Genomic DNA, 15,972 nt, shown 5'->3' on the forward strand with positions numbered 1-15,972 from the left:
CGGTCACGAATCGTGACCGCCCTCCGGACTCCCACACGCGAACTCAGCTGCCGAGCAGGAACTTCGGGTCAGCCGCGAGCGCCGCCAGCTGGGGCGACAGGAACGGTTGCTCGCCCAGCGACGGGTGACCGCTGTACGGGTACTCCCCCTCCTGCATGACCGTGACCGTCCAGCCGTTGGCCGCCCGGTACGACGCCCAGGTGCCGGTACCGAGATCGGGGCTCGCGGGAGAGGCGACCCCGATCTGCTGCCCGGCGACGTCGAAGGTCTTGCAGCTGGCGTCCCGCATGCCCTGGAACTGCTTGGCCAGCGCACACGGTTCGGTCGCGGTGTTCGGCCTCGGTGTCGTCACGACCACCGTCAGCTTGCCGACCTTGTCGCCCTTCCGCACCGGCACGTACGCCGTGTACTCCCAGATCTCGGGCGAGTCACCCTTGTTGCTCGAGATCTGCGCCTGGGCGCGGAGCATGCCGCCGTGCATGCTGGGATCGGTGTACTTCAGGTCGGGGGTGTCGTACCCGGCCGGCACGGAAGCCTTGGCCAGCTCCAGCAACTGCGTGCCGCGGTCGGCCTGCGGGCCGTTGGTGGCCGTCCGGTCGGACTGCCCGACCGGCCAGTCCTCGCCCCACTTGCTGTCGGGCACACCAGCGTTCGAGCTGCTGCTGCTCGGCCCCGTGCCCAGAACGTAGTCCTTCGTGCCCTGCGGGTTCAGCGCGAACGCCGACCCGAGGCCGACTCCGACGACGAGCACGGCGACGAAAGCCCCCGTGATCGACGCACGCCTCCGTGACCTGGCCTTGTGCGCCTTGTCGAGCGCGATGCCGGGGTCCATCGCGGGCGGCGGGCTGCTCGCCACCACCACGTCCTGGAAAGCCCGCTTGAGGTCCTCTTCGTTCATCGAACCCTCTCCTGCTCCGAGAGCAGACCGCGCAGCGTCTGCAGCCCCCGCGCGGCCTGGCTCTTCACGGTTCCTTCCGAACACTTGAGGACGACGGCCGTCTGCTCGACGGACATGTCCTCCCAGTACCGCAGGACGAGGCACGCACGTTGCTTCGGAGGCACCTTCGCCAGAGCCTCCAGCAGCACCATCCGTTCCTCGGGGTGGACGCCGGGCGGAGCGGCCGAGTCCGCCACGTCGTCCGTCGCCGACTCGAACCGGAACCACCCGCGCCGTCGCTCGGACAGGAACGTCCGCACCAGGATCTGCCTGGTGTAGGCGTCCAGCGCCTCGTGCCGCTCGATCCGCCGCCAAGCCAGGTAGAGCTTGGTGAAGGCCAGCTGCACGAGGTCCTCCGCGCGATGCCAGTCGCCGCACAACAGGTATGCCGTGCCGCGCATGACGTCGGAACGGGCCGCGAAGTACTCCTGGAACGCGGCGTCCCGATCACTCATCAGGTTTCCCCCTAATCTGCGGTGCCGGGTTAGTCACGCCACCTGGGGCCTGGCGGGTTGCATCGAGTTCTCGAAACGCATACTGATGTCGTGATTTTCCTTTTGCTCCTCGGCGTCCCCACCGCGTTGGGCCATTTGTACCTGTGGCGGCGGCTGGTAGTGGACACGACGCTGCCGCGGACGCTCGGGCGCCGCATCGGCACGGTGGCGATCATGGGCCTGTTCGTGATGATGATGACCGCGCTGGTCGTCACGCGCAGGGTGCCGCCGGAGTACGGGAAGTTCTTCGCCTGGCCGGGGTTCCTCTGGCTCGCCGTGCTCTTCTACCTGGCGATCGTGCTCGGCGTCGCCGAGGTGCCGCGCCGGATCCTGCTCAGGCGCGCCACGCTCGCGCCGGTGCCCGTCGCCGCCGGTCCCGCGCCCGCCGAACCCGTCGAGGTCGTGCCGGACCCGTCGCGGCGGCTGTTCATCTCGCGGTCGGTGGCGATCGGTTCCGGCATCGCTGCGGGTGGAATCGTCGGCTACGGCATGACGCAGGCGCTGGGCGACCCGCAGCTGCTGCGCGTGCCGGTGACGCTCGACAAGCTGCGGCCGTCGCTGTCGGGCTTCCGGATCGCGGTCGTGAGCGACATCCACCTCGGACCGCTGCTCGGGCGTTCGCACACCGAGCGGATCGTGCGGATGATCAACGAGCAGGACGCCGACCTCGTCGCGATCGTCGGCGACCTCGTCGACGGCACCGTCGCCGAGCTGGGTGAGGCCGCGGCGCCGTTGCGGGACCTGGTGTCCAAGCAGGGCAGCTTCTTCGTGACGGGCAACCACGAGTACTTCTCCGGCCACGAGCAGTGGATCGCGGAGCTCGACAGGCTCGGCGTGAACCCGTTGCGCAACGAGGGTTTGACGGTCGCCGGCGGCATCGAGGTCGTGGGCGTGAACGACGTCACAGGCAAGTCGTACAACGACGGACCGGACTTCGGCCGCGCGCTGACCGGACGTGACCGCAACAATCCCGTAGTCCTGTTGTCACACCAGCCCGTGCAGGTCGGTGACGCGTCTTCACACGGCGTCGACCTCCAGTTGTCCGGTCATACACACGGTGGACAGATGGTGCCGTTCAACTTCCTCGTACCGCTGCAGCAACCCAGCACGGCGGGGTTGTCGAAGGTGGACAACACCTGGCTCTACACCAGTCGTGGCGCGGGTTTCTGGGGTCCGCCGGTGCGCGTCGGCGCGCCCCCGGACATCACGATGATCGAGCTGCGTTCTGCTGGCTAAATCACACTCGCCTGGACTGGCTTGCGCACTTCCGGTGTCCAGGCCGTAGAGTGGACGGCCGTGCCCGCGTACGGAACGCGAGGCGGATGAAGGGGGACCCCTGGGGAAATGACCGAGAGCTTCGCCGTTGATCGGCGCAACGAGGCAGAGGCTCGTATTCGGCGTTTCCTGGACCAGGAGAACCCGTCGACACCATGTCTGGTGATCGACCTCGAGACGATTCGCGCGCGCTACCAGGCGATTCGCGCGGCGCTGCCGTCCATTGACATCTTCTACGCGGTGAAGTCGAACCCGGAGTCCGACGTGGTCGCCACGCTGGTCGCGGAGGGTTCGCACTTCGACGTGGCGTCACCCGCGGAGATCGACCTGTGCCTGGCACGCGGCGCCGAGCCGTCGTCGATCTCCTACAGCAACCCCATCAAGAAGGCCGCCGACATCGCCTACGCGTACTCGCGCGGCGTGCGGATGTTCGTGTCCGACAGCGAGCAGGACGTCCGGTTCGTCGCTTCCCACGCGCCCGGCTCGTCCGTGCTGCTGCGGATTCTTGTCCACAGCAAGGGTTCCACGTACCCGTTCGGCAACAAGTTCGGTTGCGATGCCGAGATGGCGACGGATCTCTTGCGGCTGGCGCACGAACTGGGGCTCGTTCCTCTCGGTGTCGCCTTCCACGCGGGCTCGCAACAACTCTCCGTCGAGGGCTGGGACTCCGGCATCGCCGACGCGGCCGTGATCGCCGCGAAGCTGCGTGCTGAGGGCATCGAGACGACGACGGTGAACCTGGGCGGCGGGCTTCCTGTCGTGTACCAGGAGTCCACGCCGTCGCTGGAGGCCTTCGGCTCCGCCATCGAGGCTTCGATCGCACGGCACTTCGGCGCGGCGCGCCCGAAGGTCATGATCGAGCCGGGCCGGGCGATCTCCGCCGAGGCCGGGATGATCCGTTCCTCCGTCGTGCTGGTGTCGCGGAAGTCCTATTCGGACGAACGCCGCTGGGTGTACGTCGACATCGGCCGGTACCAGGGCCTCGCCGAGACCGAGGGCGAGGCGATCGCGTACGCGCTCAGGACCTCGCGCGACGGCGGGCCGGTGGGCCCGATCGTGCTGGCGGGCCCGACCTGCGACGCGGACGACGTGATCTACCAGCACACCCGCTACGACCTGCCGCTCGACCTGCGGGCGGGCGACCACGTGGACATCCTCCACGCCGGCGCCTACACCTCCTCCTATTCGTCCGTGTGCTTCAACGGCTTCCCGCCGTTGGCCACGTACTGCATCTAAGACCGTTTGCACATCACATAGTTTGGAGTGATTGATGTCCGAAGCGCCCTGTCAGACCGAGGAGACCGTCGGTTTGTTCGCGGGACAGCACGTACTTGCAGAGCTCTCGGGCGTGAGTGCCGATCTGCTCGATGACGAGCAGTTCCTGAAGCACGCCCTTGGTGAGGTTCTCACGCAGGCCGACGCGACCGTGCTGGAGGTGATCTCCAAGAAGTTCGATCCCCAAGGAGTCACCGTGCTGGCCCTGCTGTCGGAATCCCACGCGTCGATCCACACGTATCCCGAAGTGGGATCGGTGTTCGTCGACGTCTTCACCTGCGGTACGCGTGCGAAGCCCGCGCTGGCCGTCCAGCTACTCGCTGACGCTCTGGGCGCTGCTCACGTGAGCACGGATCTCGTCACTCGTGGCGTCAAGGAGCATGTCGCGTGAACACGATCAACGAGCCGCTCGCCGAGGGCATGACCCGCCACTGGCAGGTGGACGAGGTGCTGGTCGACACCAAGACCGACTTCCAGCACCTGGTGATCGCCCGCACCGCCCAGGGCGTGTCGCTGTTCTGCGACAACGACCGCCAGTCGACGGAGTTCAGCCAGCTGACCTACCACGAGGCCCTGATGGTGCCGGCGCTGCTGCTGGCCGACACCGTCGAGCGCGTGCTGGTCATCGGCTCCTCCGAGGGTGTCGTGTGCCAGATGGCCGTCGAGCACGGTGCGACCGTCGTCGACCACATCGACATCGACGAGCAGGCCGTGAAGCTGTGCGCCGAGCACCTGCCCTACGGCTACACGCTCGACGAGCTGGCTGCCGCGGAGAAGGGCGACGGCCCGATCCGCGTGCAGTACATCGACGGGTTCGAGTACATCCGCACGACGTCGGAGAAGTACGACATCGTGCTGGTGGACCTGCCCGACGAGCGCGAGGAGGAGGCGCAGCACAACCGCCTGTACGGCGCGGACTTCCTGCGCATGTGCAAGGCACTGCTGCGTCCCGGTGGCGTCGTCGTCAACCAGTCCGGTTGCCAGACGATGTGGCGCAACACCACGCTGATCCGCTCCTGGCAGCGGTTCAACGAGGTGTTCGACACCGTCGCCTACTACGGCTCGGACGAGCACGAGTGGGCGTACCTGTTCGGACGCGCGGACGTCGTCGAGGACCCGACCGCCCTGATGGTCGAGCGGTTGAGGACGGCCGGGTACGAGCCGGAGTCGATCGACGACCTGGCACTGGTGGGCAACAGCATTCCGCCCTACCGGGTCCGGCAGTCGCTGGCCTGACCCAGGTCTGGGAGAGGGGCGCTTCCCGTTCGCGGGAGGCGCCCCTCTCGCTGTGCCAGGGCGGCGCAGACCGTCGCAGCCAGCCAGATGACCGGGCCGGCGATGCCGCCGAACAGGTCCACGTGGCCCGGCAGCACCAGGTAGAGCACGAATGCCGCGTCGATCACGCCCAGCACGACGGCGTTGAGCCAGAAGCCGACCGGGTCGTTCGCCCGGACGAGCGTCAGGGCGACGTAGATCGCCTGGAGCCCCAAGACCGTCACCGCGATGAAGTACAGCAGGCTTTCCGCCGCCGTCTCCCCTGCCGGAACACCGTTCGACAGGTCTCCTGCGACCATCGAGATGCCGAGGCCCGCGTGCAGCAGGCCCCAGAGCACGTACAAACCGACCGCGAACCGCTTCGTCTTCTCCCCCACAGCACTCAGCGTGCCGGGAAACCACACGCCGAGCACGGGGGTCAGCCCCACAACGGGTGCTGGGGCTGACCCCCGTGAGCTCTCAGGCGAGCGACTGCTTGAGGAAGTCGACCTGGAGCAGCAGCAGGTTCTCCGCCACCTGTTCCTGCGGGGTCATGTGCGTGACGCCCGAGAGCGGCAGCACGGTGTGCGGACGGCCGGCCGCGAGCAGGGCGTTGGACAGGCGCAGCGTGTGCGCGGCCACCACGTTGTCGTCGGCCAGGCCGTGGATGATCATCAACGGGCGGGAGAGCTTGTCCGCGTCGGCGATGAGCGAGTTCGCCTCGTAGACCTCGGGCTTGTCGTCCGGGTGGCCGAGGTAGCGCTCGGTGTAGTGGGTGTCGTAGAGGCGCCAGTCGGTCACCGGGGCGCCCGCGATGCCCGCGTGGAAGACGTCCGGGCGGCGCAGGACGGCCAAGGCGCTCAGGTAGCCGCCGTAGGACCAGCCGCGGATCGCGACTCGGGTGAGGTCGAGGTCGGGCTCGGCCGCGGCCGCCGCGTGCAGGGCGTCGACCTGGTCCTCGAGGGTGGCGCCGGCGAAGTCGTACGCGATGGCGCGTTCCCAGGCGAGGCCCCGGCCCGGGGTGCCGCGGCCGTCGGCGACGAGGACCGCGAAGCCCTGGTCCGCCAGCCACTGCGAGGCCAGGAAGACGTTCTGCGCCGACAGGACGCGCTGGGCGTGCGGGCCACCGTACGGGTCCATCAGCACCGGGAGCTTGGTGCCGGGAACGTGCCCAGCGGGCAGCAGGAGGGCCGCGCGGATGGCGCGTTCGCCGAGGGTCAGCATGCGCGGGGACGCCTTGATGACCGGCGTGTCCGCCCACGACTCGATGACGTGGTCGCCGACCCGCGCCCGCGCGCCGAACCAGTCCAATGTGGCCGAAACGAGGACAACCGTGTCACCGCCCCGAACCGCGGAATGCACACCGTCCTCAGAGGACACTTGTTCGACGCTCTCGCCGACGGAGTAGACGTGCACCTGCGTCGGGTCGTCTGCGGAGGCGGCCACCAGGATCGAGTCGTCGGCGATGTCGAGGACCCGGCGCACCTGCAGCCCGTGGGTGAGGACCTCGTCGCCCACCTGGAGCGCGTACTCGTCGCCCTGGCCGACGATCCGCACGAGCCGGCCGTCGGGAGTCCACGCCGGAGCGCCGTCGGTGACCTCGAGCCACGCCGGGTCGGTCTCGGCCGCGAGCTCGGTGACGGCACCGGTGTCGGGCGACAGCGTGTAGATCCGGCGGGTGCGCTGGTCACGGGTCTGCGTGGTGATCAGCGGGGCGCCACCGGACGACCAGTGCACGTCGTTGAGGTAGTCGAACTCGAGCAGCACCGGGACGAAGGTGCTGTCCAGCGACACCACGTGCAGCGACACCGTGGCGTTGGCCGTGCCGGCCGCCGGGTACGCGATCTCGGTGGCGGCCGTGCCGGGGTTCGCCGGGTCGGCGATGTACCAGCGCTGCACCGGCGCGTTGTTCACGCGCGCGGCGATGAGGCGGGTGCCGTCCGGCTCCCACCAGTAACCGCGGTAGCGCGACATCTCCTCGGCCGCGATGAACTCGGCCAGCCCGAACGTCACGTCCTCGCCGTCCGGCGCCGCGACCTCGTAGTCCTCACCCGAGGACAGCTCGACCACCCGCAACGCCCCGCGCGTGACGTAGGCCACACGCCGCCCGGTCGGGTCGACCCGCGGGTCGACGACACCACCCCTGGTCGGCAGCTCACGCGCCTCACCCGACGTCAGGTCGGCCACGAACAGCCGGCCGGACAGCGCGAACGAGGCCACCGAGGCGTCCCGGGACAGGGCGTAGCCGACGATGCCCGCGCCGGACTCACGCGTGCGCTCGCGACGCGCCTTCTCCTCGGCAGGCAGGTCCTCCGGATCGGACAGCAACGTCGCCGGGTCGGCGAGCAGCCGTTCGACGCCGGTGGCGGTGTTCAGCTCCCAGAGCCCGTTCGCACGGCTTGTGGCCGTGGCCGGGCGGAGGAAGAAGACGCGTGCGCCGTCTGCCGACACCGAGAAGGTCCTCGGTGCGCCGAGGGTGAACCGCTGGGTGCGCGCCTGTTGGCGCGGGAAGGAGATGTCGTTGCCCACGAGCCCAACACTAACCCGCGCGGGTGCGCCATATGGGTGCTGTGAGGTGCGCTGCCTCGCACGATGCAGGTCGAGGGGGCTGGACGCGCTAGCGGCGTGCGGGATGCGCGCGTGCTTTGCACCGTGATCGGGTGGCGCGGGTGGGCGCAAGCGTTCGCGCACCACGCGTGCTGTTCCCGGCACGATCGGACGGCGCACGCGGCCGCAAGCGCTCGCACACCACACGTGTTGTTCCCGGCACGATCGGGACAGCACGAGCTACCGCAAGCGTTCGCACACCACGCGTGTTGTCCCCGGCACGATCCGGCCACCAGGCGCAGCCACTAGCGTTCGCACACCACGCGTGTTGTCCCCGGCACGATCCGGCCACCAGGCGCAGCCACTAGCGTTCGCACACCACGCATGCCGCTCCCGGCACGATCGGGACAGCACGAGCTACCGCACACCACGCATGCCGCTCCCACCACGATCCAGACAGCACGAGCAGCCAGGTGGCGCGGGTGGGCGCAAGCGTTCGCGCACAAGCATTCACGCCGCCCGCTCGACTTCCCGCCCGCCCGACTTCTCCGCCGCTACCCCACCCGGCTCTTCGGAGGCAGCGGGAAGAACCCGCTGGTCCGCCGCACGTACTCGGCGTACCCAGGGCGGCGCGACACGATGTCCTTCTCCAGCAACGGTTTCCCGCTGCCCTTCGCGAGCAGCCACGTCATGACCACCGGACTGACGATCGTGAGCGCGCCCAGCCACGAGTGCAGCGCGAACAGGTACAGGCCCCACCACACGACGGAGTCGCCGAAGTAGTTCGGATGCCTTGTGTAGCGCCACAATCCGCGGTCCATCACGGCGCCCTTGTTCGCCGGGTGCGCACGGAACCGGGAGAGCTGCCAGTCACCCACGGCCTCGAAGGCGAAGCCGACCAACCACACGCCAGTGCCCAGCCAATCTAGCACTCCGAACGGGGCCGAAAGGTGCTGCGCGGCCTGGACGGGCAGCGAGACGATCCACATCAGGACGGCCTGCAGGAGGTAGACGCGGTACATGTGGAGGCGCGGGTTTCCCTTGGCACGCCTCAAGATGTCCTGGTACCGCGGGTCCTCGTCCTTGCCACGGTTGCGCGAGTGGATGTGCACGCCCAGGCGTAGGCCCCACACCACGGTCAGCGCGGCGACCAGCCATTGGCGAGTTGGTTCGCCGTCCGCGAACAAGAGCGTGACGACGGCGATCACCGCGAAGCCCGGGCCCCACACGGAGTCGATCAGGTCGTAGCGCTTGCGGGAGTCCGCGTACAGGAACAGCAGGCTCAGCAGCGCCAGCACGACCACAAAGCTGATCAGGAAGCTCACCGGGCCACCAGCTCACGGCGCACGCGTGGCATGCCGCTGCGGCCGTTCTCGCTGCGCCGCACCGCGAGGATCTGGTCCACGCCCATCCGGCCTTCCTCGAACGTCAGCGCGCCGCCCGCGAGGTACAGGCGCCAGACCCGCGCCTGACCTTCGCCGACCAACGCGACGACGTCGTCCCAGCGCTCCTCCAGGGTCTCGGCCCAGGCGCGCACCGTCCACACGTAGTGCTCGCGCAACGCGTGCACGTCGCGGATCTCCAGGCCGGCGCCTTCGAGGAAGCCGGTGGTGGCGCTGACGGGACGCATGTGCATGTCCGGGGCGACGTACGACTCGATGAACGCGCCGCCTCCCGGTGCGTTGTGGCCGCGCGACATCTGCTGCAGCAGCAGGCGTCCCTCGGGCTTGAGCAACCGGTGCAGCGTCGCGGCGTACTCCGGGTAGTTGCTCTCGCCGACGTGCTCGCCCATCTCGATCGTCGAGATCGCGTCGAACGGCTCGTCGCGCACCTCGCGGTAGTCCTGCAGCCGCACCTCGACGCGACCGGTCAGGCCCTCGGCCTCGATGCGGCCGAGGATGTGCGCGCGCTGCTGGGCCGAGATCGTCACGCCGGTGGCGTGCACGCCGTAGTGCTTCGCGGCGTGGATGATCATCGAACCCCACCCGCAGCCGACGTCGAGCATGCGCATGCCCGGCTGGAGGCCGAGCTTGCGGCAGACGAGGTCGAGCTTGTTGTGCTGCGCCTGCGCGAGCGGTTCGTCCTCGGACGTGAAGTACGCGCACGAGTAGGCCATGCTCGGGTCGAGCACGAGCCGGTAGAAGTCGTTGCTCAGGTCGTAGTGGTGCGAAATGGCGTCCCTGTCGCGGCTCTTGGTGTGCAACGCACCCCGCAGCCGCGCTTCCTCCTTCGGCGCGTCGGGGTTGGGTCCCAGCACTTTCAGTCGCAATGCAAGTTTCGCGACCTCCGTCAGACGCGGCCGCCGCGTGACACCACGCCGCACGAGCCCCCATATCTCCGAGAGACCGGTCGCGAGATCACCCTCGACGTCGAGCTCCCCGCTCACGTACGCGCGCGCGAGCCCCAGTTCGTTCGGGCTCCACACGAGCCGCCGCAACGCGTCGCGGGAGCGGATCACGAGCACCGTGCCGTCCTGCGGCCCGGCGACACTTCCGTCCCACGCGCGAAATCCGATCGGCAACGGCGCACCCAGCACCCGTTCGGCCATTCCCGCCAGCTGACCTGCGACGACCACCCTGCACCTCCTGCGTGACCCGGCTCCGCCAGACGTTCGGGACAGCAGAAGGTTCGGTTCGTTTCTGAACCGAGACGCAACCCCGCCCGTATGGCCTCGATAGAGCGAACAGATGGACAAGCAAGGAGGACATGAGTGTGATCCGACGTAACCGCATTGCCATCGGGCTCGCCGCGGGACTCGCAGTTGTGCTGGGTCTGGGTGTCTGGAGCGCCACGGGCGGTGGCACGAACTCCAAGCCGGTGGCACAAACCGAAACCGACCTGGGCGTCCTCGGTGACTACGGCGACGTGGGTCAGCCCCCCGTGCTCCAGGAACCCGCCGCCGTCCCCGAGGCTCCCGTGCAGCAGCAGGCCCCGGAAACCCCTGCGGCGCAACCGGCCGCGCAGCCTCCGGCAGCCGCTCCGGTCAGCACGTTGAAGCTGGTCGGCAAGCCTGTGGACAAGATGGGCCTGGTCGTCCAGGACGGCGATGGCCGCACGATGTACCGCTTCGACAAGGACGTTCCGAAGCCCGAAGGCAAGTCGAACTGCAACGGCACGTGCGCGACGACGTGGCCGCCGCTCCTCGCGGACGCGGTTCCGCAGGTCGAGGGCATCGACCCGAAGCTGGTCTCGCTGATCACCCGCGCCGACGGCAAGAAGCAGGTCGCGATCGACGGCTGGGCTCTCTACGCCTACTCGCAGGACCCGAAGCCGGGCGCGTGGAAGGGCCAGGGCGTCGGTGGCACCTGGTTCGTCATCCAGCCTGACGGCAAGCGCAACGTCGAGTGCCTCCCGCCCGGTGTGACGGCTCCCGCTGCGTAACCCCACAGCATCCCGTTAGGACGGTCCATCTGAGACACACAACACCCTGACACGGTGAGACCCCGGCCCTGGGGAAGGGGCCGGGGTTCCCGTCGTTTCGCTCCAGGGGTCGCACGACACGAAGGGGCGCCACCGGATCTCCCGGTGGCGCCCCTTCGTCGTTCAGCTTCAGAGAGTCGAGTACAGCGGGTGCTTCGCCGCCAGCACCTCGACGCGCGCACGCAGCTCGTCGATCGCCGCGTTCGGCTTGAGGGCCTCCGCGATCACGTCGGCGACCTCGGTGAAGTCGGCCTCGCCGAACCCGCGGGTCGCGAGCGCCGGCGTGCCGATCCGCAGACCGGACGTCACCATCGGCGGACGCGGGTCGTTCGGAACGGCGTTGCGGTTGACCGTGATGCCGATCTGGTGCAGCACGTCCTCGGCCTGCTTGCCGTCGAGCTCGGAGTTCACCAGGTCGACGAGGACCAGGTGCACGTCCGTGCCGCCGGTCAGCACCTTCACGCCGGCCTCGGCGACGTCCGCCTGCGACAGGCGCTCGGCCAGGATCCGCGCGCCCTCGAGCGTGCGGCGCTGGCGGTCCGCGAACTCCGGCGAGGCGGCGTGCTTGAACGCCACGGCCTTCGCCGCGATCACGTGCTCGAGCGGGCCGCCCTGCTGGCCCGGGAACACCGCCGAGTTGATCTTCTTGGCGATGTCGGCCTCGTTCGACAGGATCACGCCGCCACGGGGACCGCCGAGGGTCTTGTGGGTCGTGGTCGTCGTGACGTGCGCGTGCGGCACGGGCGACGGGTGCAGGCCGGCGGCCACGAGGCCGGCGAAGTGCGCCATGTCCACCATCAGGTAGGCCTCGACCGAGTCCGCGATGCGGCGGAACTCGGCGAAGTCCAGCTGACGCGGGTAGGCGGACCAGCCCGCGACGATCAGCTTCGGGCGGTGCTCCTGCGCCAGGCGCTCGACCTCGGCCATGTCGACGCGGCCGTCGGAGTCCGCGACGTGGTACGGCACGACGTTGTAGAGCTTGCCGGAGAAGTTGATCCGCATGCCGTGCGTCAGGTGGCCGCCGTGCGCGAGGTCCAGGCCGAGGATCGTGTCGCCGGGCTGGAGCAGCGCGAACATCGCGGCCGCGTTGGCCTGCGCGCCCGAGTGCGGCTGGACGTTCGCGAAGCCGGCGCCGAAGAGCGACTTGATCCGCTCGATGGCGAGGCGCTCGACGACGTCCACGTGCTCGCAGCCGCCGTAGTAGCGGCGGCCGGGGTAGCCCTCGGCGTACTTGTTCGTCAGCACCGAGCCCTGGGCCTGCAGCACCGAGACGGGCGTGAAGTTCTCCGAGGCGATCATCTCGAGCGTGCCCTGCTGGCGTGCCAGCTCGGCCGCAACGGCCTCGGCCACCTCGGGGTCGTACTCCGCGAGGGAAGCGTTGAACTGGTCGGACATCTGGAAGATCTCCCTACTTGGCGCGCTTGTAGAACGGAAGTGCGACGACCTCGACCGGCTGCTTCTTGCCGCGGACGTCGACCAGCAACTGGGTGCCCGGCTCGGCACTCGCCTTGGTCACGTAGGCCATGGCGACGGAGTAGCCGAGGGTCGGGGACAGCGCGCCCGACGTCACCTCGCCCACGACCTCGTCGCCGTTGAGCACCGCGTAACCGTGGCGCGGAGCGCGGCGCTCGGGGGTCTTCAGTCCGACCAGGACCGAGTCCACACCGGACTCGGCGACCTTGGTCAGGGCGTCGCGGCCCACGAAGTCGCCCGGCTTGTCGAGCTTCACGACGCGGCCCAGGTTCGCGTTGTACGGCGTCAGCGACGTGGTGAGCTCGTTGCCGTACAACGGCATCCCGGCCTCGAGGCGCAGCGTGTCGCGGCAGCCGAGCCCGCACGGCTTGAGCTCGTGCGCCTGACCGGCTTCCAGCAGAGCCGCCCAGACGGCCGGCGCGTCGGCGGGCGCGACGAACAGCTCGAAGCCCTCCTCGCCGGTGTACCCGGTGCGGGCCAGCAGCGCGTCGACACCGGCGACGGCGGACGGGTACGAGGCGTAGTACTTGACCGTCGACAGGTCCGTGTCGGTCAGCCCGGAAAGGATCTCGACCGCCTTCGGCCCCTGGATGGCGATCAACGCGTAGTCCGTGGACTTGTCGGTCACGACGGTGTCGAAACCGGCAGCGCGCTCGACCAGTGCTTCAGCCACCACTGAAGCGTTGGAGGCGTTCGCGACGACCATGAACTCCTGGTCGCCCAGGCGGTACACGATCAGGTCGTCGATCACGCCGCCGTCAGCCTGCGTGATCATCGTGTAGCGCGCCTTGCCGACGGCCAGCGCCGAGATGTGGCCGACGAGCGCGAAGTCGAGGGCCTCCCCCGCCTGCGGACCGGTCAGGACGATCTCACCCATGTGCGTGAGGTCGAACAGGCCCGCGGTGGTGCGCACCGCGTGGTGCTCCGCGAGCTCGGACGAGTAGCGCAGCGGCATCCGCCAGCCCGCGAAGTCGGTGAACATCGCGCCGAGCTGCTCGTGCTCGGCGTTCAGAGGCGTGAGGCGGGACATCAGAACGCTCCTCCAGGGTGCGCCGAAGAGCCGGACGCGGCCGGCTGAGGCATCAGAAGAATGACACGGTCCATCGGAGACTCCTCACTAGAGCGAGCCTCCCCCTCTGTCATGAGCCTGAGAGCTTCACCACCGCAGTGGTTTGCACCGTGGGCGAGGCTGCCTCGCAGCCTGCTTTTCAGAGTTGCCTTCGTCGCGCGGTACCTGTACCTGAGAGATTCCGGGGAGGAGTTGCTCCTACGGTGCTCCCACTCAAGGGAGCTCTCCCGCGCGACATCGACGGCCGTGTTCAGTTGGTAGCCCCAGACGCTAGCAGGCCGAACGTCACAGCGGCACGCCCTGCGCGGTCTTCTCGACCACCTTGCGCTCCGCCCAGAAGGACAGGAACGGGATCGTGCCGGCGACCAGGACCAGCAGGGTGCCCTTGATCGACCAGCGCAGCTTGAGCGCCAGGTCGACGGAAATCACCAGGTAGATGGCGTAGAGGAAGCCGTGGATCGGGCCGACGACCTTCATCGCGCCACCCATGTCCGCGGCGTACTTGAGCACCATCGCCACGACCAGCAGCAGCAGGAAGACTCCGACCACGTAAGCCATGACCCTGAACCGGGTCAACGCACCCTTCATCTGCCCGCCTTCGCTCAACGACCGTCCCGCGCGTTGAGGTCCGCGAGCATGCGGTTGTAGGCCGCGAGCTCCGCGTCTTCGTCATCGTCGAAGTGCTCGACAGGCGCGGGTTTGACGGCGACAACCGTACTTTCCGGCCTGGGAGCAGGTGCAACCGGATCCTCGTCACGCCGCTGACGTGCCAACCGGCGGAACCGCCACACCATGAAGAGGGGGAAGAGACCGAAGAGCGGCCACTGGAGCACGTACCCGAGGTTCTGGAACGTGCCGCTGGCGGACTCGAAGCGCTGCCACTGCCACCACGCGAGCCCGCAACAGGCGACCAGCGCCGCCAGACAGGCGAACGCGATCAGCACACGTTGGGGAGTAAGGAGGCCGCGCACGACCTCCACACTACAAGTCCACGCTTGGGTGGGGCCTCCTGGGCGGAGGCCGACCCGTTGGGGGGGTCCGGGGGCTTCCCTCCGGCTGGGGTGTGAGGGCTCGGCCCCCACAGGACACGCGGAACAAGCTGCGGCGAGCGCGTTCCGCGAGCACACGGCTCCCGCTTGTGGAGCCTATGCGACGCCGTCCCGGCGCTGCCTCTGCAGACGAGCGACGCACCAGGCCGCGGCGGAGCCACGACGAAGGTGCTGGAGAACCGTCATCGGTCCCAGGCGCCTCCCGAGATCGGCAGGAGACAGGCCGGCCGCGCGGTAGTCGAGCGCGCGCTGGTCCAACGGGCTGATGCCCGCGTCCCACCACTGCTCGGCCTCGGCGACGTCGCCCACCAGCTGCCAGTAGCTCGCCGCGGCGGCGAGCAGTGCCTCGGGTGCCTCCGGCGCCCGCTTGCGCATCGCGGCCACGTAGGCCGGATCCGCCGAGTCGACCTTGACCAAGCCACGCGACCCGCTCCTGCCTCCCCGCTGCACGGGGATGCCTGGCGCCGAGGGGGGAGCCTCCGCGAGCCACGCGTTCTTGATCCGGTTCACCTCCTGCATCTCTGCGTCATCAGACCGTTCAGCCGCCCACTGCTGCAACAGCTCGTGGACCCCGGAGTCCTCGACCATATGTGCCTCCTCGTCGGTCGGGGATCGGCCATTGCAGCGGAAGGTATTCGGTAGGTCTGACAATCGCCAGACCCTGAATCGCCAGAACACCCGTTACCAGTGCGTGATTGGCCTCATTCCACCCGTCCGGCTCAACGCAGACGGCCGAGGATCACCGTCCGTCACTAGCTGAGAGGGGTGGTCGTCCCGAAGAGGCTCCTGATGAAGGTGATGATCGACTCCGCGCCCTCCCGCAGCCAGCCGAGAGCCGTCTGGACCGCCGAGGCGGACTCTTCGGGCCGGGTGATCAGGAGGAACAGCACCAGCGCGACGCCCGCCAGCACTAGCACCTTCTTGAGGTTCACAGGTACCTCTCCGTCCGTGTGGTTCACCGTCGGGCGGCTGACCGCCCGTGTCACCCGCCATGGTCCCCCATTCACCCGGCCGATGAACAACGACCACGCCAAACTCCTCCCAGGTTCTGCCAGCGGCGCACGCCTGCACAGCGGCCAACGTCACCCGAATGGCGGCTAAAGAGGGGCGTCAACAGCGCCGATGTCCTGGGCACGAGGTGAACACGGACTCCCTCGCATCCCACAGCTTGGAAGAGAG

Annotated in this window: 17 protein-coding genes and 2 riboswitches; of the genes, 5 read left to right on the top strand and 12 right to left on the bottom strand. The window is 68.7% G+C overall.

Annotation, left to right across the window (positions count from 1 at the left end):
* Window positions 1–43 precede the first annotated feature (43 nt).
* Window positions 44–898 carry a hypothetical protein gene (locus IEY88_RS31840; RefSeq protein ID WP_189158601.1) on the bottom strand — a complete coding sequence of 285 codons (855 nt, stop codon included), beginning with the start codon at window positions 896–898 and terminating at the stop codon, window positions 44–46.
* Window positions 895–1,392 (bottom strand): SigE family RNA polymerase sigma factor, encoded by a 498-nt coding sequence (locus IEY88_RS31845; RefSeq protein ID WP_189158602.1) that lies wholly within the window; start codon window positions 1,390–1,392, stop codon window positions 895–897. The genes IEY88_RS31840 and IEY88_RS31845 overlap by 4 nt, the downstream gene beginning before the upstream one ends.
* A 90-nt stretch (window positions 1,393–1,482) precedes the next feature.
* Here IEY88_RS31845 and IEY88_RS31850 point away from each other — a divergent pair, with 90 nt between their 5' ends.
* The 4 genes from IEY88_RS31850 to IEY88_RS31865 all read left to right on the top strand — a co-directional run bounded on the left by IEY88_RS31850 (window position 1,483) and on the right by IEY88_RS31865 (window position 5,217).
* The gene (locus tag IEY88_RS31850) at window positions 1,483–2,667 is read left to right on the top strand and encodes a metallophosphoesterase (RefSeq protein WP_308426026.1); all 1,185 of its coding nucleotides are present in this window, start codon (window positions 1,483–1,485) and stop codon (window positions 2,665–2,667) included.
* Window positions 2,668–2,775: 108 nt separating this feature from the next.
* Window positions 2,776–3,942: a type III PLP-dependent enzyme gene (locus IEY88_RS31855; protein ID WP_189158603.1), complete on the top strand. Its 1,167-nt coding sequence runs from the start codon at window positions 2,776–2,778 to the stop codon at window positions 3,940–3,942.
* A gap of 34 nt (window positions 3,943–3,976) precedes the next feature.
* On the top strand, window positions 3,977–4,372 hold the full coding sequence (speD, locus tag IEY88_RS31860) for an adenosylmethionine decarboxylase (RefSeq protein WP_030476957.1): 396 nt from the start codon (window positions 3,977–3,979) through the stop codon (window positions 4,370–4,372).
* Between the two features lie 29 nt (window positions 4,373–4,401).
* Window positions 4,402–5,217, top strand: coding sequence for a spermidine synthase (locus IEY88_RS31865; RefSeq protein WP_189158717.1), 816 nt, complete (start codon window positions 4,402–4,404; stop codon window positions 5,215–5,217).
* Here the strand turns inward: IEY88_RS31865 and IEY88_RS31870 are convergent.
* The 4 genes from IEY88_RS31870 to IEY88_RS31885 form a co-directional block, all read right to left on the bottom strand.
* On the bottom strand, window positions 5,190–5,684 hold the full coding sequence (locus IEY88_RS31870; protein WP_189158604.1) for a hypothetical protein: 495 nt from the start codon (window positions 5,682–5,684) through the stop codon (window positions 5,190–5,192). The two genes, IEY88_RS31865 and IEY88_RS31870, sit on opposite strands and share 28 nt — an antisense overlap.
* 31 nt (window positions 5,685–5,715) lie before the next feature.
* Window positions 5,716–7,764 (bottom strand): S9 family peptidase, encoded by a 2,049-nt coding sequence (locus tag IEY88_RS31875; RefSeq protein ID WP_189158605.1) that lies wholly within the window; start codon window positions 7,762–7,764, stop codon window positions 5,716–5,718.
* A gap of 572 nt (window positions 7,765–8,336) precedes the next feature.
* Window positions 8,337–9,107, bottom strand: coding sequence for a DUF1295 domain-containing protein (locus IEY88_RS31880; RefSeq protein ID WP_373294225.1), 771 nt, complete (start codon window positions 9,105–9,107; stop codon window positions 8,337–8,339).
* Window positions 9,104–10,330 (bottom strand): SAM-dependent methyltransferase, encoded by a 1,227-nt coding sequence (locus IEY88_RS31885; protein ID WP_189158718.1) that lies wholly within the window; start codon window positions 10,328–10,330, stop codon window positions 9,104–9,106. Before IEY88_RS31885 ends, IEY88_RS31880 begins: the two co-directional genes overlap by 4 nt.
* Before the next feature lie 158 nt (window positions 10,331–10,488).
* Here IEY88_RS31885 and IEY88_RS31890 point away from each other — a divergent pair, with 158 nt between their 5' ends.
* Window positions 10,489–11,163 carry a COG4315 family predicted lipoprotein gene (locus IEY88_RS31890; RefSeq protein WP_229693965.1) on the top strand — a complete coding sequence of 225 codons (675 nt, stop codon included), beginning with the start codon at window positions 10,489–10,491 and terminating at the stop codon, window positions 11,161–11,163.
* 168 nt (window positions 11,164–11,331) lie between these two features.
* On the opposite strand, the gene glyA is transcribed toward IEY88_RS31890, so the two are convergent.
* The 6 genes from glyA to IEY88_RS31920 all read right to left on the bottom strand — a co-directional run bounded on the left by glyA (window position 11,332) and on the right by IEY88_RS31920 (window position 15,725).
* Window positions 11,332–12,597 (bottom strand): serine hydroxymethyltransferase, encoded by a 1,266-nt coding sequence (gene glyA, locus IEY88_RS31895; RefSeq protein ID WP_189158607.1) that lies wholly within the window; start codon window positions 12,595–12,597, stop codon window positions 11,332–11,334.
* A 13-nt stretch (window positions 12,598–12,610) separates the two neighbouring features.
* The gene (gene gcvT / locus IEY88_RS31900) at window positions 12,611–13,705 is read right to left on the bottom strand and encodes a glycine cleavage system aminomethyltransferase GcvT (protein WP_189158608.1); all 1,095 of its coding nucleotides are present in this window, start codon (window positions 13,703–13,705) and stop codon (window positions 12,611–12,613) included.
* Between the two features lie 99 nt (window positions 13,706–13,804).
* A riboswitch (glycine riboswitch) is annotated at window positions 13,805–13,892 on the bottom strand.
* Window position 13,893: 1 nt separating this feature from the next.
* A riboswitch (glycine riboswitch) is annotated at window positions 13,894–13,984 on the bottom strand.
* Window positions 13,985–14,029: 45 nt separating this feature from the next.
* Window positions 14,030–14,332 carry a DUF3817 domain-containing protein gene (locus tag IEY88_RS31905; RefSeq protein ID WP_189158609.1) on the bottom strand — a complete coding sequence of 101 codons (303 nt, stop codon included), beginning with the start codon at window positions 14,330–14,332 and terminating at the stop codon, window positions 14,030–14,032.
* A 14-nt stretch (window positions 14,333–14,346) separates the two neighbouring features.
* Complete coding sequence (locus IEY88_RS31910; protein ID WP_189158610.1) at window positions 14,347–14,715, bottom strand: hypothetical protein; 369 nt, start codon at window positions 14,713–14,715, stop codon at window positions 14,347–14,349.
* Between the two features lie 174 nt (window positions 14,716–14,889).
* On the bottom strand, window positions 14,890–15,381 hold the full coding sequence (locus IEY88_RS31915; RefSeq protein WP_090012227.1) for a transcriptional regulator: 492 nt from the start codon (window positions 15,379–15,381) through the stop codon (window positions 14,890–14,892).
* Window positions 15,382–15,545: 164 nt separating this feature from the next.
* Window positions 15,546–15,725, bottom strand: a complete 180-nt coding sequence (locus IEY88_RS31920) for a hypothetical protein (protein WP_189158611.1) — start codon at window positions 15,723–15,725, stop codon at window positions 15,546–15,548.
* Between the last annotated feature and the right edge of the window lie 247 nt (window positions 15,726–15,972).

It is taken from the genome of Lentzea pudingi, assembly GCF_014646255.1.
Lineage (GTDB): Bacteria > Actinomycetota > Actinomycetes > Mycobacteriales > Pseudonocardiaceae > Lentzea > Lentzea pudingi.